Raw genomic sequence first — 18830 nt, 5'->3', positions numbered from 1 at the left:
CCTCACCATCGACGACGACGTACTCCCCGACCACCCGCAACTCCTCTGAACTGCGCGTGTCAGCGTTGTCGCGAACGGTCGTCGGCCATGGAGGCTCATCTCGGCCGCGTCGTCAAGGCCGCGATCTTGTCGGGCGGTGGAAGGGCGCGCGGGGTAGTTCATGGCCGTTCTCCGACGCCCATTGCCGTAGATGCGCTCAGGTGTCGCGGGCGTTCGCCATCTGGAACTCTCAGTGCTGTGATTGGGCCGTCTGGAGCTGACGTGATCAATAGAGAATCCAATGATGAACCTTTGCCACGGGCTGAACAAGACGCACTCCTTCGCTGCACCTCATGCAGCAGCGTATGAGGATCCCGGCGGCTCCTTGGCCCGAGCCATCAGCGACAGTGCGTCAGCCTTTCCCCTCAAGTCCCCATTTACAGAACCCAAGCCTGATTAATCAGCCCGGATCCACCGGCTTGATTCCCGGTTAATCGTTTCGGGGTCGTGCAGGCCGTGTTGGGGCTGATTTGCGGATTCGGGCGTGGGGTGGCCGCTGGTCTGCCCAGCTCTTCCACTCTGTCCACAGGTCTCGGGCCCTTTCGGGCAGGTCGGTCAGGGAGCGTCAGAGGGCCGGCGGTGCATGCACCGTGCTGAACAGCTGGGTGAAGTCCTCGCTCCAGGGCCAGAGTTCGGGCAGGTGCAGGGTGAGGCGGCGGGCGGAGCAGGCCAGGCGGGCGGGCACCTTCATCAGGCGGTCACGGATGGTGGCAGTGGTCGCCCTGGCATGGAACGCGGAGGCCAGGGCGCTGGCGGCGCGGGTCAGGTTGTGTGCCAGGGCCGCCAGGGCAAGCCACGCGGCATTGGCCTGGAAATGACCGGACGGCGCGTGGGCGAAGCCACTGTTCTTGACATCGGCGATCACCTGCTCGACGACAGCGTGCCGGCGGTGATCACGCTCGGCATCCCTCACGGCGAGCGGGGAGTCGGTGAACGCGGCGTGGTAGCGCCAGGTGTCGAAGAGCGTGCCCTGCCCGGCGGGGACGGTACCCGCGCTCAGGTGCTTGACGCGGCGCACGATCAGTCAGGCGGTGACTTGCTGTTTCTTCGGCTTGGAAGTGAAAGCGGTGTAGAGGATCTCGGCTATCTCGGCGTCGGAGATCCAGCACTGGCCCTCCTCGTCCCGGACCGCTTGGGGATATTTGATCGGTGTCCAGGCGTCCTCGTCGATGCGGGCGATGATGGCCTTGACGGAGGCGTTCATACGCATGGTGATGGAGAAGCAGGCACCCAGGGCCCGGCAGGTGTTGATGATGTCGGCGCCGTAGAACGCGGAGTCCGCCCGCAGCACCAGCAGGCCGGTGGCGCCGCAGGCGCGTGCGGTGCGGATGGTCTCAGCGACGAACGCCGCCGCCCCGCGCGCGTAGTTCGCAGGTCCCTTGCGCAGCCTGGTGGCGGCGATCACGGGGGCGGACAGGGGCGTGGAGACGACGCCGAGCAGCGCATTCAGGCCCTTGACCTTGCTGTATCCGTAGCCAGCGCCCTGTTTGGCGTAGCCGTGGGTGCGGCGGATGGTGTCGTCGATGTCCACGTATGCGGCCTGGTCCGCGCCGGGCAGCAGCGGGGTGTGACGGGCCAGTTCGGGCAGGAACCGGCGGGCCACGGCGTGCAGTTGCTTCACATGCCCGTGGGTGAAGGAGCGCAGGAACGACCCCAGCGTGGACGGGGCCCGCACTCCGGAGAACAGGCGGCCCATCGCACCGTGCCGCAGCCGGTCCATGTCGTCGATGCTGTCGGCGCCCGCGGCCATGCCGCCCACCAGCGACATCAGTTTCGCCGCAGGGAAGGCGCCAGTGCCGTCCTTCGAGGCGGGCAGCCGGACGTGCTCCCCGACCAGCGCGGGCAGACCGCACCGCTCGGCCAGCCGCACCACCGGCTCCAGCCCGCCGTACGCGATCAGATTCGGATCATCGAACGCGGATGAGACCGCCGCCGCGGCATGGGAAGATTGCATCTCGGAAGTGCCTTGCCGATCGTGCCTGATGTGGTCCTAGAGAAACCCCATCATCGCAGGTCGCAAGGCACTTCTTCGCTTCTGGGTGAACCATCCACGGGCATCAAGCCGGTGGATCCGGGCTCAGTGGCATGGAAGCAATATCCGGCCACCGATGGTTCCTCGGCCCCATGGCTGTCCTTGGATCTCAGAAGAGCTGCAGCTGATAAGCTGAGTCGGGATCCTCAGGATAGGCAGCTGCGGCTGCCAGATCCGGATCCAGGTCTCTCTGCGATTCTTCACCCTGGGCATCCTGGTCCAGGATTTCACAGGTATCCAGCTCGTCGGCCACGTCTTCTTCGGCGAACATGGGAAGCACATAAGCCTGCGCAAGTCCGGCGAGGTGGAGGGGCAGTGGGAGGGAGAGCGCAGCAGCGTAATCGGGGGCTTGACGCAGCTGGTGCATCGCGAGAGCGAGTGCCTCGGGCTCGTCAGGCTTGTGAGTCTGCTGATCCTCAACGCCATTCTCCGGGTGGCATCCGAGCACAGCGATTTCCACGAGTGTCGGGTTCCAAGCGCCAGTCCCGGCTTGAGACGTCAGATTCCCCGAGGCATTTACCCGCGTGGCGATCCTGTCAAGCGCGGGCGAGATCGCAAACGTCCCAGGGCGTTCCGTGGTGCTGTAGAAAATCCGGTTGTCCGGCGACTGCCGCTCCCTGCCGTCGACAACCTGGGTCCAGAAACCGGCCGGCTGACCATGGGGCTTGCCGAGCTCTGCGAGTCCCCACCATTGTGCTGTCTCCCGGCCCGTACGTCCGCGTACCCGTACGAGCCGCAGCTCGTCGTCGAGCCGACCTGCTGGTGCATGCCCCGTTTTCAGTATGTCCCGGACCACTTGGCCGTCCTGCAGCCAGGGCCAGTGAAGCCTGCTGTTCTGCGCATGCGTAATGAGTACCGTGGGGTCTCCGCGCAGCGAGTGCAGCATGCGCTGAAGGAAACACGCTGTTTCCTGGCGCTGCTGAGCCAGGTTGGTACGCCACTGCTTGGAAGTGATCCTCTGAGCGTCAGTGTTCGTGTCATCGTGCTGGCCGGGAATCGGCAAAGACGATTCCGCATAGGCACTGGGATCGATCTCTGCCTTCTTCACCAGGCCGAGAAGGAAGTCAGGGTAGGGAATCCAGGCACAGGCATCATCGTCCCAGCCGCGCACAACAGCGAGGTCCTCGATCTCCAGGTGCGGGGAGACCAGCACGGCGACCGGCAAATGCTTAGGGAGTCGGGTCGGACCGTCCTTGCGCCGCTTGACCATCCACAGGGCAGCGTATTGGAGCCGGTCAGGGAGATCGCCGCCAAGTGTGTGCCGGGGAAGGACCCGCACGCCGAGCTGGCGCAGACCGTCGCTCCAAGCACTTTGGGTGCGGTGATCCAGGTTGTCGGCATTTTTAATTTGCCGGTCCGTGGACGGGGTGACGACGAACTGGGTCAGCTGCCCGGCGTCGGCGCAGCCGAGCCGGATGGCGAACTTCGGGTCCGTTTCCTTCGGCCGGAAGGTGCGGCGGTGCGCGATCTCGACCAATGTCAGCCCGGGCCGAGAGCTGTCGGCTCCGTCTTCACTCAGCCAGTCACGCAGCGCACGGCGGCGCGCCAGGACAGCGTCGGAGATTCTGGTGCCCTTGCTCTTGGCCTCGGTCTTGAAGATCAGGCGGTCGCCGAGCCCTTCGACCAAAGGCAGGCAGCGCAGTCTTAGGACAAGCTCCGGTGTGTGCCATTGCAGAACTACCGGCGCGCCCGGCCTGGCCTCGTCGAAGGCCTGGTCCGTGGTGAGCGTGGAGGTCACGCCCCCGTCGCCATCGAGACCGAGAGTCTTCGCGAACGCCTCGACGGCGTGGCGCCGCACCTCCGCAGTTTGCCAGAGGAGTCTGGCCTCTACCACGGGCAGCTCGGTCCGCTCGACGCCCGGCTCCGGGATGCGGGACGCCGTTGCGAGGGCGGTGCGCCTGGCCAGGGCAGTTCGCAGCTCCTCCGCCTTCTTCGCCGCGTCGCCCTGCGGCTTCGGCCTGCGGTTCGCAGGGGCGCCGATTCCTCGGCCCCGGCCGCGCACCAGGTCGGGAACGCGTGTTACGCCTTCGGGCAACGCCATTTCTGCCCATTCGGTCAGCTTAGCCCTCTGATCGGGCATGAGGCCGGGCCCTACTTCGTGGCCGCCCATCCGCGTGCTGTGCACCACTGCGGCTCGTACTCCGGGCCCGTCCCCGATCCAAGCGGTCGGCTCCGACAGTAGTTGCCCGGGATCTGGAAAATGACCGACGACGCTGAGCCGGTGCAGTATCCCGGCTGGGTCGTTCTCGACCCATGTGAATGTATCAGCGGCGTGATCGCGCCTGAGGCGCGCCAGGGCATGACGCTCGGTGGCCGGTGCTCCCGGCAGCCAGGGAATCTTCGGCCGGAGGTAGACGGTAGTGGCCTCGCTATATGAAAGGTGCAGACGCTTGCTGTCCGCCCTTGGGTGCGTCGCCCAACGTCGAACTCCCCAGTGCAGATGGAGTCGAGGCCGGGGGGCGAACGGTGTGGTGTGCAGGGAGATGTTGAGGACGATGGAGAACCACCACTCCTTTCGCTTGATGGTCCGGCACAGCGGCTGGGACATCAGCTCCGCCCCTTGGTCGCGAGGGCCCCGGGGCAGTGCCCGAAAGCGCAGTTCGCCGCCTTCATACGGATAAGGATCCAATGCCAGGATGCGACGCGCCAGCGCATCGGTGGCCAGCTGGAACTGCCTGGATTCCGGAGCGGCCGTTCCGCCATCGGTAGGCACAGTGCCCAGGAGGTCGACCCCAGTTACGTTCTGCCACGTGGGCAGATCCCGCTTCAGCTCGGCGCTGCAGCCGAGCAACAAGGATCGGAAGCCGGGATCGTGTTCTGCTTTCTTGGGCCCGAGGGTGCGCAGCCAGGCGTCCAGTAGCTGTCCAAGGGTGCTGCCGGGGAGTGGGTCGGGCGACTCCGCCGGCATGTACATCCAGAAGTCCTCTGCGGGCATGGGGCCGTCACCGACGGGCGGACGCGGACGCGGCCTGACAATCACGTCGGGCGCAAGTGTCTGCAGAACTCCGTCCAAGCGCCGGGTGGGAACAGTCTTGTGCCGCTCCTCCCCTTCACGTCCATGGTTGTGCAGCTCCAGAAGTCCCTCATTCCAGTGTTCGGGGAATCGGAGCGCGCGGAAGTTCTCAGTCCATGGCTCCGCGCCCTCGGCCAGGTGGTAGGCGGCTCGGCGGATCTCTTTGTACATCGTGGTTCCTCAAGAAAGGTGGGCAGCTTTCATGGGCCGGTCGGGAGTGAACTCGCGTCTGCGGGCCGGGTGACATGGGCACTCCGCCCGGTCGGCTCGCGGAATCGTTGATCAGTTCGACCTGAGCCGATGCGGTTCGATTCCGCACAGCGCCTCGTACAGGGGGCGGTAGAGCAGTCTGACCAGTGAAGGGTCAGCCGGGTCCGGGAAGTCACCGGTATTGCCGTCGGGGGCGAAGTAAGGAGCGAGCACGTCGCGCAGCCGGATCAGCAGCCCTGGGTCGTTGAGCCAGCGTGGGCGTCGGTTCGCTGGAAGGGCGCGGGCCTGGGCTGCGGCAAGCCGGGGAGCGAAGGCAGCATCCACGAACACGACCCGTGCGGGTACGCCCCCACGGACCAGACGCCCGATCACCTGCCAGATGGTGACCAGTTGGTCCCATGCAAAGGATTCCTTCTCGGCGTCGGAAAGCGCCGAGTAGATGTACGGGCGTGACAGCAGGTGTCGCCACACGCCGCGGGCCTTCGTGCGAAAGGCGCCACCTGCGTCGTTCAGATCGTCGGCCTGGCTCACCAGCTCGCTGAAGGTGCCTTGCGGCAGGCCGGGCTGGTCGCGCACGAAACGCGCGGCCCAGTCGTTGATGGCGAAGACGGCGAGGGAGAGGTCGTCGGGGCGAGGGTGCGGACGGACCAGGAAGAACACCGTCCCGAAGGCAGCCACTCGCTCCTCACCGGGCCGCTGCGGAACCGTGAGGATGTTGTGTCCGCGCTCTACGGCGAGGAGGGGCGCCACTAGGAGTTCGGCGTCCGGGTCGTCGGCGAAGGAAGCGAGGTCACCCCGGCGCACCGCTCCGGCCCGGTGCGCCGACGCGCCGACCGGCACCTCACCGTCGACCGCGTTTTCGAGCTCGGCGTCGTCTGCGACGAGCACGCGCACCCGGCCTCGCCAGCGTGGAATCTCATCGAGGAGGTCGGCTGCCACCGACGCATCGCGATAACTGCCCACGAGCAGCAGTGCCCGCCGACGGCGCTCGTCGCGGATCTGTGCCAGTTCCTCTTGGAGCAGACTCGCGCTGCCGTCCCTGCCCGGCCGTGCGAGTTTGTGCACCAGAAGGCGAAGGACGTCCTCCCGCTTCTCGGGGTCCTGTCCCGACAGGCGGATCGGAAGCCCCGAGTCGTCGTACAAGAACTCGACGCGGAACACGGTGTCGCGGATCGATCTCAGCTCTCTCGGCTGTGGCTTGAGCACAGCTTGTACTGGAGCGAGCACATGGGCACGGGTGGATGTGCCCGCCCAACTGGTGCCGGACATCAGGAGCACGTGTGGACCGGGGTCCTGCCGTCCGGGGTCGGCGCCAAGCTGAGGAAGAGACAGCAGGAGTTCACGGCCCACGCCGGCACACCGGAAGAAACGCAGGGTACCCGTGCGACGTCCATCGCGGTCCCATGGGTTGCGAAGTTCGTCGAGCAGGTACTGGAAGCCGAGCACATTGCCCATCGGTGCCTCGGGCAGCAAGGGGGCGTAGTCGAGCGGCGGGCGTCGGGTCAGCTCGTGTCCGCCCGGGTCGAGTCGCAGAGCCGCTTCCACCTGCGGCCACAGGAAGGTGACGCGGTCCAGGCGCTGGTGAAGAGCGGCGAGGATGAGAGTGAACTCCAGCCGCTGCGCATTGAGTTCGAGCCACTCCTCGCTGAAGCGGGGTGCCTTCGACCCACTTGGCCCACTCTTTGAGGCGGCATTCTGCTTCTGCTCCGCCTCCGATGGGGCAGGTGCCGCAGGCTTCTGTGGCCTCGGCGCTCCGACAAGCAGGGTGTCCAGCAGGACGCGCACCCGCCTGCGCGTGTGTTTTTCGTTGAGAGTGTGCAGGAGATCGTGAGTGAGCCGGACCAGCGTGTCCGTGGCCGTCCCGTACGGCCCGCGATCGCCGAGCGGATCGTCGCGGAAGGCATCGAACAGGTCGTTCACTTCCTGGCTGCGAGCCGCCCAGGGGACGTCGGCGGGAGCAGTTACCTCGGCAGCCCCCTCCTCCAGCCTCTCGTCGTCCTCGTAGAGATCCGCTTCGTCCTCGATATCCGGATCGATTTCGCCGCGCTGGTCGGCGATGTGTTCCTGATCGGGTGCGACGTCCTGGTCGGAGGAGATCGGACGCGTCGGGTACCAGGCGTGAAGCAACTTCTCCTGGAGGGTCCATGCACTGAAGTAGTCGATCTGTACCCAGTCCCGAAGCTCCTTGTCTCCGATGAGCATCGCGTACAGCCGGTCGGCCGCCGAGCCGACCACGTCGAGAGCCGCGGACCAGCGCTCGACGTCCTGGTCGGAGAGTTGCAGTCTGCCCTGCCTGGCCAGCTCGGCGATCTCATGAGTCTGGAGCTGGTCGAGCCAGGATTCGGGGCCTGTGGTGACCAACGTGGCCGAGGGCGCGAACATCTGGTCGAGCTGCATCTGGACCCGGTCGGCCTCGTCCACGATCACGATGTCGCTGCGCAGACAGGCGAGTTCCAAGTAGCGAAGGCGTTCGGCGTTGAGCTGGCGCGGCACCGCCGTCTGCACCAGGCTCGCGGGGTTGGCCACCCAGATGAGCGCGTCCACGAGATCGCGTGCCGCCGAGTGCCGTGGGCAGGCACCCCAGATCGGGCATGCGTGGGGATCCCGTAGTTCCTCGGTGTCCAGCGTCTCGGCACCCGCGTCGTCCAGTCGTGCGCCGCGAGCCCGCTGTAGTTCGCGGGTGGCCCGCGCGGCGGAGGACTCGTCCGGCGCGGCCTGCTGGTGTATGGGATGCAGGCCACCGCAGGGTGCGTCGGCGTAGCGGAGGGGCTCGGCCGCGTCCAGACCGCGCAGCGCGTCCAGAGGACATGCCGTGCTGAGATGGGCGAAGGTCCGGCTGGTGTGGGCCAGAAGGGAGTGCGCTCCGCGTGCTGCGAGCCGTCGGTGGAGCCGCTGGGTGTGCTGTTGCCGTGTAGAGCCGCCCTGGACGAGCGAGGCGCGCAGCCCCAGGCCGCGGAACAGGTCGGTGAGTGTGAGCTGCTCGGCGACGTCACCGACGACCAGGGTGATGCGCAGCTCGTTACGGTGAGCCCAGACGGCCAGCAGGGTCATCAGGGTCGACTTTCCCGCCCCGACCATGCCCACCAAGTGAGTGAGCTGGTGAAGCGTCAGTACTCGCGACTCCTCGAAGACTGCCCCGTCCGCCGCACGTGTGTCGAGCCCGAGCCGGGTCAACCTCTGAGCCCAGTTCCCGGGTTTGAGGCGGCGTCGGCGCTCCTCCTCGTCCATCCATCGGGCGGTGTCCTCAAGTTCGTCGAGGGGAACACTGAGGGGGTCGCCGCACGGCCCGTCCGGCCCGCTCGGCCGGCCAGGCTTGGCACGGCTCACGCGGCCGGCATCGAGGTCGTGGCCCGGCCCCGGTTCGAGGACCAGCTCGGCCGGCACCGCGACGGACGCGTGCCGACGTCGTTCCATGAACCGGTGCGTACCTGCCGTGGCCTGTGGAAGGGGGTTCGTCGAGAATTCCGGGAGCCCGCCGAGTGCCGCGTCATACACAGCGAATCGGTGCGCCGCCACGGGCGGGCCGACGCTCCGGGCGGGGCCGCCGCCCGGCGGAACGCGGTAGGCACGCAGGCGCTCGGGCAGCTCAAGATACGCCTCCAGGCTCTGCTCCCACATGCGCCGTCGGCGCAGCGGCCACAGCAAATGGCGTGCGGCGGTGAGCGCCAGCTGGTCGGCGGGCCCGGTGACGAGGCCGAGCGCTTGGGCGAAGGGGTACCCGCCGAGGAGCACCCACACCCCGTCGGCGGCCCGGCTGGGAGCGAGTCGCTCCAGCAGCCGCAGGCCGAGTTCGACCTGGCACAGCAGCGCGGGCTTTGTGCCCGCGTGCTCCTGCGGCCAGGGCTTGAGGTCGGCGGCGAGGTGCCGGTACCAGCTGCTGCGATCACGCATGGTCCGCTCCGTTCTCTGGCGTGGCGGGTGGTGCGATACGGGCGCCGAGCCCGCGTTCACCGCACAGCCGCGCACGTGCGGCCTTGATCAACTGGTCGTCCGTCAGCAGCCGCAGGCCGGCGGCGTGTGCAGGCCGTTTCTGAGCGAACACGTCCAGGTAGTCACGACGGGTCCGCACGCGGAAGCGCGGCACCACCCAACAGGCCTCGTCATGTGGCGGATCGGGTCGCACTGCTTCGGCCGCACTGCCGAGGAATCCAGGGTGTGCCCAGTCCTTGACGTCGACCGCCCACACGTGGCTGTCGGGAAAGGTGATTCTGAGGTCATAGGCGTCGTAGCCGGGCCACATCTCGACCGCGAGCCCCAGCTTCCGCAGCTCTCGTTCGAGATCGACCTCTGCCCGGCCGGGCCCGGTGACGAACTGGCGCAGCGGTCGGCGGAGCTGGCGGAGCTCGCCCACGTCGGCGGCTTCGAGCAGACGGCCATGAGGTGCGGCGCCCTGGTAGCGACACTGGTCTCGCTCGCACCACCAGCCCCCTTCCACCAGTGGCGTGAGCAGCGTCAGGCAGCGCCCGCAGCAGAGGTAGGCGCCATCCTTGCGGCACCCGGCGGGGGCAGGCGCGTAGATCTCCTCGACCAGGAACCAGACCGGATCGAGGAAGAGATCGTTGCTCAGTTCGCTCCACTCCGCCTCGGTCAGCACGGGACGGGTGACGAGAAGCCGGCGGAAGGCGGTGTATGACTCTGGGGACGACGCGTCGCGGCAAGCACGCATGGCCTCATGGATCACCAGCCGGTCGTACTGCCGTCCGGTGCTGTCACCCACTCCCTTGACGGCGAGTTCGTGGCAGAGTTGCGTGGGCTCCCCGGACTCCGCGTCGATCAACCGGTCCTCGGCCCCGAACAGCCTCTCCGGAATCCGGTCGAGTGGCCAGCTATCCAGGGGGCGCGTACGGCACCAGCGGATCAGCTCGGGCAGGCCGGAGGGTGGCCGCGCCGCGGTGCGCAGGCATGCGAGGACCATGGCGTCCAGGGCTCGCTGGGCCTCGGCGGGGTAGGGCAGGGTGAACGAGTCGAGGCGTTCGACCCCATCGAGCCGAATGACCGCCGTGGCAACGTCGCGCACCAGCACCACGTCAGGATTGGCCAGCCAGTCCGGAACCAGCGGTCGATCAGGCACGGCAGCTCCCCTCCTCAGCGGCGCGATCAGTGTCCGTTCCGAGTGAGGCGGGACCAGGGGCGGTCTGGGGATGATCAGCGACGTAGGCGGTGCCCGGCTTGCACCAGGTGCGTGCCTGACAGCTGTGGCAGTGCCGCCCGGTCCTGGGTTCGTACGACGTGTCGTCCAGGAGGGGCTGTGCGAGCCCGGCGATGACCTCGCGGGCTTCGGCGACGTTCTCGGGTCGGCTGGGGTCGATACGTTCGAGGCGGCAGGAGGCCCGGTCCTCGCACAGGAACTCGAACTCAATCCAGGAGCGCCGCGGATCGGTGTCCAGCGCTCCGGCGGAGAACAGCAGGACCCCGAGTGCGAGCTGGGGATAGGCCCGCATCAGGGAGTGACCCTCGAAGAGGGGTCGGGACGATGTCTTGGTCTCCCGCCAGATCAACCGTCCCCGATGCGAGTACACCAGGTCGGGCACGGCAAGGACGACGACGTCGAGCTCGGGCACGTACGCGGTTACCGGGTGTTGCACCAGCACTTTCTCATGCGGCCCGATCCCGTTCAGCGGGCACAGCGCGCGGTGTCTCTCCATCATGCGCACCGCGGCCCGGCCGAGCGTCGCGTCCAAAGCCAAGCCCGGCGGTATCGAGGAGGCGTCGGGCACCGGAAGGTCACGGCAGCCGCGGGCCGGGCGCACTCCGTGCCGCTCGTTGAGCCAGGCGTCCACGGCGCGGCCCCGGCGCGCTCCGCCGTTCTCCGTGGTCAGGTCGTCCAGATGCAGCTGCCGTACGAGGTGGTACTGAGCCGGGCACTCGCTGTGCAGCCGCAGGTCCCAGACGGACACCGAGCGGCGGCGGCGCAGTGGCGCTCCGGGGACCCCACCCCACAGTCCCGGGGTTCGGCGCAGTGCGCCGCACTGGCTGATGGCCTTGCACTCGACGCAACTAGGACCCGGCCGCCTACCGACCGCGGTGGCGGCCTTGTGGAAGGCGGGCGCCGCGTGGTCGGCGAACTGCTGCCGCATCTCGGCCTGCCCCCAGTCGAGCAGCGGAGTGACGTTGCCGTCCGCACAGCCGAAGTCGAAGACCCGTACCCGTTCCGGCGGCCGGCTGCTGTCGGTCGCGTCCGTCGGCGGCTCGGTGCCGCGCCGCTGACGTGGCACCGGCGCGCCCAACGCCACGACGTACGCGACGGCCGCCTTCTCCGCAGCGGCTCGGTCCGGCTTGGCCCGGCCCAGAGAGGGGATCCACAGGTCCCGCACGGAGCCGTCCGCAGAGGCGTACTGACGGCCCCAGGTCGTGTGCTGGTACTGCCGCGCCCCGCGCGCGTCGGGGGCCTCCCGCTTCGCGGTGCGCACGGTCCAGCTCAGTCGGACAGGAAGGGTCGGCGGGAGTCCGGCCGCACGCGCCGCTCCCTGCTCCGCACTGCGGGCAGCGACGTACCGATCGAGGGCCTCGACGGTCCACGCCAACAGAGCGGGGTGGGCGGGTGCGCTGCGGCCGCGGAAGGAACCGTGGACGCCGCGGAGTTCGTCGAGTACGCGCTCCAGGGGCCAGTCGTCGTGCTCCCACAGGTCCAGTGCCGCGAAGAGCGGCCCGGGCCCGAACTCCTCGCGCGGTGCGGGACGGAACGGTATGGGCGGGTCCGCGGTGAGCAGCGGCCGCACGGCGGTCCGCAGGTGAGTGGGGCATGCCGTCGGGTCAGGGCGGGCAATTCGGGAGCTCACCTTGACCAGCCAGCCATGGCCGGTGGTCCCCGGCGGATTCTGCATCGTTCCCCCTGGTGAGGGCGGTCATGGGCAGGGGCGTGCGCGTCCAGCGATGAGTTGCCGAACGCGCCATCCAGCATGGCATTACATGTGAACTAAGTCCACACACGGCTCTCAACAGAGAGCTTTCACGGTATTCTGATGGGCTCCAGGCAGTGAAGGCGCAAAAAGGGGCGCAGCGGTGGACACGGGCTCACAGGGGATACGCGTGGGAGAGGTCGTCGGCGGGCGCTATGAGCTGACCGAGTCGATCGGCAAGGGCGGGATGGCCCAGGTATGGCGCGCCAGGGACCTGGTGATCAGCCGAGATGTCGCCGTCAAGTTCCTGCGTTCGGATTTCGTGAATCTCCAGCAGCTCGACACCCGCGAGCGGTTGGCCGAACACGATGTGCTCCGCGCCCGGTTCCGCCGGGAGGCGACGCTCCTGCGGCGGCTCGACCACCACGGCATCCCCGAGCTGTACGACCAGGGCTCGCACCAGGGGATGCCGTACCTCGTGATGCGTCTCGTAACGGGTGTGACGCTGCACAAGTTCCTCGCCCAGTACGCCCCGCTGCCCCTGACCGTCGCGGTCGCCGTAGCCGTACAGGTGGCGGACGCCATGGCCTGCGCACACACGCTTCCGGTGGTGCACCGGGATCTGAAACCCCAGAACGTCATGATCTCCGACGAGGGGGTGATCGCCCTCCTCGACTTCGGCATCGCAAAGCCGCTGGGCATCGACGTCACGCAGTACACGAGGCACGGCTCGACTCTCGGCAGCCGTGGCTACCAGGCGCCTGAGCAAATCCTGGAGAAGGAGCCGACCACACGTACGGACATCTACTCCTTCGGCTGCGTCTGCTACGAGCTTTTCGCCGGTCGGCCGCCGTTCGTCATGGATGAGACCCGAGGGCTGGTCGAGCAGCACCTGAAGGTCGATCCACTGCCGCCGGGCCTGTACGCGGCCGGAGTCCCCGAGGAACTGGACGACCTGATGCTCCGCATGCTCGCCAAGGACCCGGAGCAGCGGCCCACCGTCGACGAAGTCCTCGACGTTCTGAGCCCGCTGGGGCCTCACCCGGGCGACCCCGAGCCGCAACCACGGCTACGCCCCGATCCGACGGCGCCCCTCCGGCAGCCTCGGGACAGCCCGGTGGAGCGTCAATCCCAGGCGCCCGCCTTCCCGACCGCCCCCGACCCGTACACGGACGCAGACGGGGAATGGCTCAACGCGCATGCCCTGGAAGTGCTCTGCGCGGCGGCCGAGCGCGAGATCCACGAGGGCGACCCGGATGACGCGGTACGGCACCTGGCGGGTCTCGCCGACCGGGCGCGCGCGGAGTGGGGCTCGCGACGCCCCCTGGTCCGCCGAATCTGGGAACTGGCGGCCGAGGGACTCCGGCTGGCCGGTGACTGTGGCGGTGCGGCGCGCTTCTACCAGGGCATCGCCGACGATCTCATACGGGGCGACGGCCCGCAGGAGCGGGCGGATCGGGCAGTACTGCGGCTTCGTGTCGCCGAATGCCGCCTCGCGTTCGGTGAGATCGAGGCGGCTATCGGCGTGGTGGAAGTGGCCGGACACGTGGCTGCCGGGCTGCCCATGTCGCTGGCCTCGCAAGTGGAGAAGGTGCGCCGCGAGGTCGACACCGACATCGCCGAACGGCTCGCCGATCCAGGTGCCGCTCAGGGGTGACGAACCGCACGGCTGGTACTCAGTAGGGTCTGCCCGCCCCGGCCGCCGGTACCGAGGGCCCGGGCGGCAGAGTCAGCAGAGTCCGAGGGCCTCACACAGTGCCGGACAGCCTTCCCGCGGCCAGCTCATCGCTGAGATCACGCACGAGCCCGCCGCCGAGGGTGTTCAGGCGGGTGACGAGTCTTTCGAATGCGGCCACCTGCTGGAAGGCCTCGCTGTACTGCCGCTGCTGAGCCAACGGAACCTGGCGCACCTGAAGTTTCCGTACGTCCACCCGTGAGGAGCTGGACGCGTGCGTGCCGGCCTGCCGTGCGTTGGCGGGTGCGCGCAGGGAACCGGCGAGGAACCAGGCGTCGAGTTTGTCGGGGTGAACGCGCAGCGCGTACAACTGGGGCCCCAGTGCGAGGGGGCGGCCCTGGTGCACCCAGGCCGAAAACGCCCGAGCCACGCCCGCGACCACGACGTCGCCCGGTTCCGCGACGGCTGTGCCGGCCGCCTCGGCGTCCGCCCGGGAGAGCCAGCTGCGGGGTTCACCGCCCAGGAGCAGGTCGGGGACCGTGAGCAGGGACACTCCGCCGTCGGCGGGCTGCCCCTCGCAGACTGTCCCGTTCGCGGGCTGCTGCCCTCCGCGAAGCGTCAGCGCGCCGGCTCGGGCGAGTTCACCCACGGTCGTCGTCGGCTGGGTGCCGGTCTCGGCATCCGAGAGGGCCAGCGCGGCGAGGCGTCCGCCGGTGTCCCCGATGTCTGCGACGAGCTTGCCGAACTCGCTCCAGGAATCGGACAGTCGAGGGCCGTCGCCGGAGGCCCTGGGGGTGATATGGCGTCCTGGGGTGAGATCCACCTCGTCATCGAGAAGATCGATGACGGGCACGGCGGCCACGCACTCCGGCAGAGCATGCTCCGATGAGAGTGACGCCCTGTCTTCCGCCAAGCCTTCTTGGCCGACCGCATCGACGGCTGATCGGACGAAAGCGCCGAGCGCCTCCCAGTCCGGTACGGAGTCCCGTGCCGAGACCCGTGGGAAGCGGGCGACACCGTCGGCAAGCAAGAGCTCGCCTACGCCCTGCGCCGTTTCCCCGGTCGCGGGCATCCGCAGGATCCACAGGTGCAGTGACACGCTGTGCGGGGCCGCGCACCCGGGAGGCAGCGCTACGACGGCCCGCAGCTGTCCGGTGCGCAGCAGTGACCCTCGGATGCGCCGTCCGGCCCTGCGGGTCGCCACGGCGGGCGGGAGCAGGACGACGGCGGTCCCTCCGGGGCGCAGCCGGGCGAGGCAGTGCTGGACCCAGGCGAGTTCGGGCTCGGTGCGCGGCGGCATTCCATGGGCCCACCGTGCGTCCGTGGCGAGCTCTTCGTACCCCCAGTCGCGTTCGTTGAAGGGCGGGTTGCACAGCACCAGATCCGCTCGCGTGTCGGCGAATGGATCGGCGCGCAGGGAGTCGGCCGCTTCGACGCGAGAAGCCGGCTCGGCACCGGTGAGGCTTGGCAGCAGCGTGAGGCGGGCGCCCGCGAGTTCGGCAAGTACCGGATCGCGATCGCACCCGATCAGCCTGGCCGGAGAGTTTCCCGAGGCTGCGGCCAGCAGATGCCCTGTGCCGCAGGCAGGGTCGAGGATCGTCAGCACGCCGCCGCTGCCGTCACTCACGGCCCGGCCCCGAGCCCGGAGGCGGATCGCGAGTTCGGCCATCAGCGTGGCCAGCGGCGCAGGCGTGGTGCTGATCTGCCGCACATGGACGTCGAGCCAGCGCCGCAGCAGGAACTCGAAGGTTTCCGCCGGGCCTTCGCGCCGCCCGAGTTCCAGCGCCTTACCGACCAGCTCCCGCGCGGGGTCCGACAGCCCGGGCAGGTCCGCCGGGCCGAGTGGGCCTGTGGTCTTCCGTTTTCCCCCGGGGCCGCTCATCAGCCGCCCCGCGGCCGCGACCGCCAAACCTGTCTCGTCGCGGCTGCCAAGTGCCTCGAACTGGGGCCAGAGCCACTCGCGGCCCGCGGCGTTCTTGAGCTTGTTGTTGTCGCGCAGCCAAGCCTCGATCTCAGCCAGCGAGAACTGCGGACTGAGGTCCGTGCCACCGATCCGCTCCGGAAAGGAGTCATGCCGACGGCGCCAGTTGCTGACCGCAGCACGCCCGACACCCGCGAGCCGAGCGATTTCGGCCAAGGTCACCGGCACGGCGCGTGACGACGTCATGTGGACTCCCAGGCGATACGGATCAGAGTGGCCTATCAGGCCCTGTAGGTGTACGCAAAACAAGCCATCGCATCCCCGCCCATGGCCAGGCTACTACGACCATTGACTTTGTTCACAGTCCGATGGGAAGAAATAGCCGGTGGTTCGGCCGTACGATCGCTCCCCCACGCACGGACTGACCGCACTGGGGAAGGAAGGGCATGCGCGCCGACCGTGAAGGAGCGGTACTGGGAGACCGCTACCGGCTGGAAGAGCCCCTGGGCCGGGGCAGCATGGGGCGAGTCTGGAAGGGCACCGATCTGCGCCTGGGGCGGGCGGTCGCCGTCAAGACGATCATCATGGACGCGGACGCGTTCGCCGATGAGAGGGACCGCGAGCGTGTCCAGCTCCGATTCGAGCGCGAGGCCCGGGCGGCGGCGAGGCTCGACAGCGCGAACGTCGCGACCGTCTACGACGCGGACGTCACCGGCGAGCTGCGCTGGCTCGCGATGCAGCTGGTCGACGGAGCGACCCTCGGCGAGCTTCTGGGCGAGCGGGAACGCCTCGATACGACCTCGGCCGTCGCGGTGACGGCTCAGATCTGCTCAGGCCTGGCGGCGGCGCACGCCGCGGGACTGGTGCACCGGGACATCAAGCCGGAGAACGTGATGATCCGCCGCGACGGCGTGGTGAAGATCCTCGATTTCGGGCTGGTGAAGGTGGTAGTGGGGGACGGCTCCCGGCTGACCACGACCCGGCAGCTCATCGGCAACCTCCGGTACGCCTCTCCGGAGCTTCTCAGCGGGTTCCCGGCCCTGGATGCCCGCAGTGATCTCTACAGCGTCGGCTGCCTGCTGCATCATCTCCTCGCCGGTACCCCGCCCTTCCCCTCGAAGGTGGCAACGGCCGTGGCGAGCGGACATCTACACGAATCCCCGCCCACCCTCGCCGAACTCGGCGTGAACACGCCCGTACAGCTCCAGGCGCTGGTGTTCGCGCTACTGGCCAAGGAGCGCGAGGACCGCCCGGCCTCCGCGGCCGAGGTCTACGGCGCGCTCGGCCCCTGGCTCCCCGCCCCCTCCGTCGGCCCCGCCGCCTTGCGAAGCTTCGGCCCCGAGGACCCGCGACGCCCCTTCGTACTGCCCCAGGGCCCGTACCCCGTGTGATCGCCCCGTCACGGCACGGGCGAGAATGGACGGAAAGACGAGTGTCCGCCCGCGCGGAAAAGGCCACCGAAACCCGGGAGTTGGGTGTGAGAGGCACGTTCGAGGAGCGCTACCGGCTGCGAAACCGCCTTGGCAGGGGCGGGATGGGCGAGGTGTGGGCCGCGGAGGACCTACAGCTCAACCGGTTGGTAGCAGTCAAGTTCCTCAGTTCTCACGGCGAGCCCGGAAATCTGCCGCGCCTGGAGCGGCGATTCGAGCGGGAGGCCCGGCTCACCGCCCGGATAGGCCATCCGAGCGTGCCGACGGTCCATGGGACCGGCCGCCGCGAGGACAACAGCCTGTACATCGCGATGGAGCTGGTGGACGGCAGCACTCTGTCCGAGCTGCTCAAGGAAAAGGGACCCTTCCCCGTTCAGCTTGCCGCGGCCGTCGCCTTCCAGACCGCGGACGTGCTGGCGCACGCGCATCGCATCCATGTGATCCACCGCGACCTGAAGCCGTCGAATCTCATGCTCACCCCGAACAACACGGTCAAGGTGCTCGACTTCGGTATCGCCGCGGCGCTGAAACCCGACCCGGACGAGACGCCGCTCACCAGGTCGGGCGAGTGGCTCGGCACACCCGGCTTCATGTCACCCGAGCAGGCCTGCGGCCGGAAGGCCACCGCGCGCAGCGACCTGTACGCGCTCGGCTGCGTCCTTTACGAGATCCTGGCCGGGAAGCCGCTCTTCGAACTCCCCAAGGACGCCGCTCCCGTCGTTCTGGTCTTGAAACACATGAACGAGAAGGCCGTCCCGCTGACCGAGCACCGCCCCGACACGCCCCCGGCGTTCGCGGACCTGATCATGCGGCTGCTCGCCAAGGAACCCGAGGAGCGCCCCTCGACAGAAGAAGTCCAGGACGTGGCCCGGACATGCCTGGAGCAGCCGACCTCCCTCCTCCGCCGGCTGTTCGCCCCCAGCGGACCTCAGCCGGAACCCGTAGCCAAGGACGAAGCACCACAGGCCCCACAGCCCTCGGCCTCAGTCACCGAGCGCGTCCGGGCGCTGGCGGACCGGGGCGAGCACGCGACAGCGGCTGCCCTCCTCGGCGAGCACCTGCGCGGCCTGCGCCGCCCCCTTGACGACCCGGAGCTCGTCCCCCTGCGGCTCACTCTCTGCGAGGTGCTGCTTGCTTCGCAGGACTTCACGCGCGCATACGACGCCTACTTCGCCCTGGGCGGCGCGTTGCGCAAGCGGCGCCCGAAGACTGACCGGGACGTCCTCGCATGCCGCATGGGGACCGCCCGGTGCCTGGCCGAGCTCGGCCGCACCCCGGAGGCGCTGCACGAGTTCGAAGCGCTGCTCCCGGTACAGCAGCACGTCTTCGGGGCGGTGGACCCCACTGTCTTCGACACCCGGTACGAGATCGCCGCGCTCACCGCGCGCGGCGGCTTCATCCAGGACGCCCGAGAGCAGCTCGGCGGCCTGGTCGCGGACCAGCACCGGATCCTTCCCACCTCGGACGAGCGGCACGCCCGCGCCGACGCGCTCCTCGTACGCCTCGACCGCCTGATCGAATCCGCATAGCCAGGCTACAGCGGACGACTGTGAACTATGTTCACATGACTCTTTCCTTGTTACCCTACCTGTACGGACTGGCTCCACCACATGCCGTGAATTGCGTAGGGTCAATGCCGTATATGAGGGCGTATACCGGCTATGGAGGAGA

General features: G+C 68.5%; 8 protein-coding genes and 1 pseudogene. 3 read left to right on the top strand and 6 right to left on the bottom strand.

The features are described from left to right. Positions 1–604: 604 nt before the first annotated feature. The 5 genes and pseudogenes from BBH68_RS20520 to BBH68_RS20500 all read right to left on the bottom strand — a co-directional run bounded on the left by BBH68_RS20520 (position 605) and on the right by BBH68_RS20500 (position 12118). Positions 605–1993 (bottom strand): annotated as a pseudogene (locus BBH68_RS20520) (IS1380 family transposase). A 187-nt stretch (positions 1994–2180) separates the two neighbouring features. Then, positions 2181–5255 (bottom strand): pPIWI_RE module domain-containing protein, encoded by a 3075-nt coding sequence (locus BBH68_RS20515; RefSeq protein WP_065964589.1) that lies wholly within the window; start codon positions 5253–5255, stop codon positions 2181–2183. A 111-nt stretch (positions 5256–5366) separates the two neighbouring features. After that, positions 5367–9185, bottom strand: coding sequence for a pPIWI_RE_Z domain-containing protein (locus BBH68_RS20510; RefSeq protein WP_065964587.1), 3819 nt, complete (start codon positions 9183–9185; stop codon positions 5367–5369). Beyond that, positions 9178–10365 carry a pPIWI_RE_Y domain-containing protein gene (locus BBH68_RS20505; RefSeq protein WP_065964581.1) on the bottom strand — a complete coding sequence of 396 codons (1188 nt, stop codon included), beginning with the start codon at positions 10363–10365 and terminating at the stop codon, positions 9178–9180. Before BBH68_RS20505 ends, BBH68_RS20510 begins: the two co-directional genes overlap by 8 nt. Continuing rightward, a complete protein-coding gene (locus BBH68_RS20500; RefSeq protein ID WP_245738166.1) occupies positions 10358–12118 on the bottom strand; it encodes a PD-(D/E)XK nuclease family protein in 1761 nt (586 codons plus the stop codon). Before BBH68_RS20500 ends, BBH68_RS20505 begins: the two co-directional genes overlap by 8 nt. A 205-nt stretch (positions 12119–12323) precedes the next feature. Here BBH68_RS20500 and BBH68_RS44070 point away from each other — a divergent pair, with 205 nt between their 5' ends. After that, complete coding sequence (locus tag BBH68_RS44070) at positions 12324–13790, top strand: serine/threonine-protein kinase (RefSeq protein ID WP_281182487.1); 1467 nt, start codon at positions 12324–12326, stop codon at positions 13788–13790. Between the two features lie 91 nt (positions 13791–13881). Here BBH68_RS44070 and BBH68_RS20490 read toward each other — a convergent pair whose 3' ends face one another. Further along, entirely contained in the window at positions 13882–15975 is a 2094-nt protein-coding gene (locus BBH68_RS20490) for an N-6 DNA methylase (RefSeq protein WP_065964577.1), read from the bottom strand. A 200-nt stretch (positions 15976–16175) separates the two neighbouring features. Here BBH68_RS20490 and BBH68_RS20485 point away from each other — a divergent pair, with 200 nt between their 5' ends. Beyond that, positions 16176–17120, top strand: coding sequence for a serine/threonine-protein kinase (locus tag BBH68_RS20485; RefSeq protein ID WP_076970752.1), 945 nt, complete (start codon positions 16176–16178; stop codon positions 17118–17120). 86 nt (positions 17121–17206) lie between these two features. Beyond that, complete coding sequence (locus BBH68_RS20480) at positions 17207–18688, top strand: serine/threonine-protein kinase (protein ID WP_141713033.1); 1482 nt, start codon at positions 17207–17209, stop codon at positions 18686–18688. Positions 18689–18830: the final 142 nt, after the last annotated feature.

The sequence above is a fragment of the Streptomyces sparsogenes genome (assembly GCF_001704635.1).
Taxonomy (GTDB): Bacteria; Actinomycetota; Actinomycetes; order Streptomycetales; family Streptomycetaceae; genus Streptomyces; species Streptomyces sparsogenes.
The sequence above is the reverse complement of the archived record's forward strand: the minus strand, read 5'-3'. Positions and strand labels throughout refer to the sequence as shown.

Excerpts from the sequence above, each read along its gene's own strand:
- BBH68_RS20515 (WP_065964589.1), bottom strand. The coding sequence starts at position 5,255 with ATGTACAAAGAGATCCGCCGAGCCGCCTACCACCTGGCCGAGGGCGCG.
- BBH68_RS20510 (WP_065964587.1), bottom strand. The coding sequence starts at position 9,185 with ATGCGTGATCGCAGCAGCTGGTACCGGCACCTCGCCGCCGACCTCAAG.
- BBH68_RS20500 (WP_245738166.1), bottom strand. The coding sequence starts at position 12,118 with ATGCAGAATCCGCCGGGGACCACCGGCCATGGCTGGCTGGTCAAGGTG.
- BBH68_RS20490 (WP_065964577.1), bottom strand. The coding sequence starts at position 15,975 with ATGACGTCGTCACGCGCCGTGCCGGTGACCTTGGCCGAAATCGCTCGG.
- BBH68_RS20485 (WP_076970752.1), top strand. The coding sequence starts at position 16,176 with ATGCGCGCCGACCGTGAAGGAGCGGTACTGGGAGACCGCTACCGGCTG.